Source organism: Streptomyces sp. F001 (assembly GCF_004187715.1).
In the GTDB taxonomy this organism is placed as follows: Bacteria; Actinomycetota; Actinomycetes; order Streptomycetales; family Streptomycetaceae; genus Streptomyces; species Streptomyces flavusporus.
The window spans coordinates 1-2,781 of sequence record NZ_QZWF01000133.1; the positions used below are offsets into that span (position 1 = coordinate 1).

The following is a 2,781-nucleotide window of genomic DNA, read 5'->3' on the forward strand; positions in this document are numbered from 1 at the left end:
CGACAGACTATCGAACATCCCAAATGAGACGTCCTCTTATTGCCCAGCAGGACGCCTTCGGTAAGACCCTCAACCAGGAGGGTGCCGCCCGGCGAGGGACCAGAGTTTGGCATTGGATCGCCTGCGTGACGGTGCGCTATGGCTACCGCTCCGGTCGCGCCTTGTGGTTCCTCCTCGCAGTCATGACGGTCTCTTGTGGCCTCATGCTCTTCGCGGATACTCACGGCTGGGTGGTTCGCCCGCTCGAGGGGGTGGTCGCTGCAGCGTGATGGAGAGCATCGGGTTCGCTGTCGACCGCGCTGTGCCTCTGCTTGGAACGATCGGGGCCGGCCGCTGCGAGCTGACCAATGTCGGCTCTGCGCAGTGGGTCTTCGTGGCAAGTGTGGTCCTGCAGGTTTTGAGCTGGGCGTTCCTCACCCTGTTCGTTGCTGGCTTCACCGGTATCGTCCGTAAGCCCCCAACCTGATAGTCAGTGGGGTCGCCCCTTCACCGCGTCAAGGACTGGTAGCCACGTTTGTGGCTGGTGACGATCCTGCTGGCTTATTCGGTCATGCGGCAAGAAAGAGGTCGAGGCGGCAAAGGTGACCGAAGCACGACCGGGAACGCCAAGACGGCCGCTGATGCACTGACCAACGAGTCACCAGCACCGCCGGGCGCGGAATAGGCCAGCAGAATCGGTGACACGGCTCTTACCAGCACGACGGCCGTGAGTTCAGCGTGACTGAGGGACTTTCACCGGGAACCCACGGCGTCTTCGGCAGGCCGGCTGGTCACGTCCGATTGCTCCTATGTCAAGCAGCCACTGCGAGGGTGTTCACGTGGTCGTGTGACGCTTGGGCATCGTGCTGGAGGGCTCGGTAGAGAGCCATGCTCAAGACCTGTGGATCGAGCTCGGGGAGCACGCGAAGGGGCGTACCTTCCCGAGTGATCGATTGATGGTCATCGAGTAGGCCGGTGTTCGCAGCACCGGTCGGGAAGGGTGAAGTAGGCCGCCGACGAGGTGCCCGAGGCTCGGGTCCTTTTCCGACGGCCCCTTCCCGAACCGGGCGTGCGGCTTATGACCGCACCCGGCTCTCCAGTGTCATGTTCCGCGTTTGCTGCTCTGTCGGCTGTCCGTTATGGATGGCGTGGTGGCAGCGGCGGCAGACGACCAGGGTCTTGCGACGGCGACTGGCCATGCGCTCGGCCCATTCGGGCCTGGGAGCCCGCCCTTTCCGTTGAAGATCTTTCAGGTGCCGGATGTGGTGCACCTCGGTGTTCTGTCCGGACCCGCAGAGTTCGCACGTCTCGGCGAGAAGCCGTTGCACCAGTTCGGACCGTTGGTTGTTCCAGACCTTCGGGGGGTGGTCGTCCAGGGTCTTGACCACGGTTCTGCGGGCCAGGGAGATCCCTCCCCACTGGGCTACCAGTGGCTTTCGGTCGCCACCGCGCTCGATGACCACTTGCAGTCCCTGTCGGGGGCCGTGGTCGGTGGCCAGAACGGCACGGTAGCGTCGGTAGACCTCGGGGACGCTGATGCGGTATTTGTGCGCCAGTGTCTTGGTCAACGAGCACTGCATGACGTACTTCAGCCATTCGAACGGGTGCCGGTTGACGGCCAGTTGGTAGTAGTTCACGACGCCCCGGTATTCCGCCTGGTATTGCGCGATGATCGAGAAATCAATGTCGGTCATGCGCTCGGCCCGGTGGATCGGTTTGCCGTGCCGGAGGTAAGGCTTGGCCTTTGAGCGGGCGACACCTAGGGGTACTTTCAGCCCGATCTGACCGTTGATACTGCGCCAGCCAAGCTGAGAGTGCTTGGTGTCGCTCTGATAGACCGTGATCTCGTAGCCGAGGAAACGAGCGGGACGCGTCCGCCCGTGTGTGATCAGAGTCTTGGCCGGGGAAAGTTCCAGTTTCAGTTCGCTGTGCAGGAACTCGCCGACCTTCATCTTGATCTCCTCAGCCTCCCGCTTGGGACCGGTGAATCCCAGTAGCCAGTCGTCCGCGTAACGGCAGTAATGAAGCCGCCGAAAACCTGGATCGGTCGGGTCGCGAGAGGGCAGCCGCTGCATCTGCTGCCACAGCGTTCGTGCCCTGTCTCGGTTCCCGAGCTTTGCCTGGCGTCGTGCGGCGTCACGCAGCCGCATGTATGCGCGGTTGAACTGGCGCTGTTTTCCACGGTTGTAGGCGGGCAGCAAGTTCGACTCGATGTACCTGTCCAGCCGGTCCAGGTAGATATTCGAGAGGACGGGCGAAATCACACCGCCTTGCGGACAACCGCTGAGCATCGCGTGATAGCGCCATTCCTCCAGATATCCGGCCCGGAGCAGCCCATCGATCAGCCCCAGGAACCGGCCGTCGTGGATCTTCTCGGCCAGGATCGACCTCATGATCGAGTGGTCGAGGGACCCGAAGCAGTCGGTGATGTCGCCCTCGATGAACCATGTTGTGCCCCGCCAGCCAGGGCTGATGCTCTGTAACGCGGTGTGGCAGCCTCGTCCGGGCCGAAACCCGTGCGAGTGATCGGAGAACTGCGGCTCGTAATACGCCTCCAGCAGGAGCCGCATCACCTCTTGCAGCAGCTTGTCCGTCCATGACGTGACTCCGAGTGGACGCTTCTTCGTTGATCCTTTCTTCTCGATGTAGACGCGTCGCGTCGGCGTCCAGCGGTAACGCTCCGCGCGGAGCGCGTTGATGATGTCCCAGATCTTGTCCAGGCGCATCCCGTCCGCTGTTTCCGGCGTGTACTACAGCCGGAGATCTTGTGACGGAGTCTGTGTGGTGTCGTTGACCGGGCAT

The 2,781-nt window shown here is 62.5% G+C and carries 3 protein-coding genes; 2 read left to right on the forward strand and 1 reads right to left on the reverse strand.

Annotated features, from left to right (window positions below):
- The coding region (locus tag StrepF001_RS46835; protein ID WP_206307170.1) for a hypothetical protein at window positions 1-269 on the forward strand (269 nt) is incomplete at its 5' end.
- A complete protein-coding gene (locus StrepF001_RS44920; RefSeq protein ID WP_129803832.1) occupies window positions 266-466 on the forward strand; it encodes a hypothetical protein in 201 nt (66 codons plus the stop codon). The genes StrepF001_RS46835 and StrepF001_RS44920, both read left to right, overlap by 4 nt.
- Window positions 467-1,055: 589 nt before the next feature.
- On the opposite strand, the gene StrepF001_RS44925 is transcribed toward StrepF001_RS44920, so the two are convergent.
- Window positions 1,056-2,705, reverse strand: a complete 1,650-nt coding sequence (locus StrepF001_RS44925; protein WP_206307171.1) for a reverse transcriptase/maturase family protein — start codon at window positions 2,703-2,705, stop codon at window positions 1,056-1,058.
- Window positions 2,706-2,781 lie beyond the last annotated feature (76 nt).

What these genes read in the sequence shown, in the direction of transcription:
- StrepF001_RS44925 (WP_206307171.1), bottom strand. Translation starts at nt 2,705, where the DNA reads ATGCGCCTGGACAAGATCTGGGACATCATCAACGCGCTCCGCGCGGAG.